The sequence below is a fragment of the Duganella rhizosphaerae genome, from assembly GCF_040364205.1.
GTDB lineage: Bacteria > Pseudomonadota > Gammaproteobacteria > Burkholderiales > Burkholderiaceae_D > Rugamonas > Rugamonas rhizosphaerae.
In genome coordinates, this window is the sequence record NZ_BPWK01000085.1 from 1 (window position 1) to 373 (window position 373).

Genomic DNA, 373 nt, shown 5'->3' on the forward strand with positions numbered 1-373 from the left:
GACGACCTGGTTGGTGGTCAGCGCGGCGACGCCGGCGGTGCTCAGCGCGGCCAGCGAGGCGGTGGCCAGGTTGTTGACCTGGGCGGTGGTCAGCGCAGCGACCTGGCCGGAACTCAGGGCGGCGATGGCGGCCGTCTTGATGGCCGACAGGTCAGCCGTTTCCAGCGCGGCGATCGCATCGCTCGACAGCGCGGCAACTTGCGCGGTGCTCAGCGCGGCAGCTTCGGCGGTGGTCAGCGCCACCACTTGATTGGTGGTCAGCGCCTTGACCTGATTGGCGCTCAGGGCGGCAATCGCGTCGGACTTCAGTGCGGCGAAGTCGGCCGTTTCCAGCGCGGCGATGGCGGCGGTCGTCAGACCGGCCACTTGCGCG

At 70.2% G+C, this 373-nt stretch carries 1 pseudogene; it reads right to left on the reverse strand.

From position 1 onward, the window contains the following. Positions 1-373 (reverse strand): annotated as a pseudogene (locus RUGAMON1_RS32710) (heme utilization protein); the annotation flags it as partial.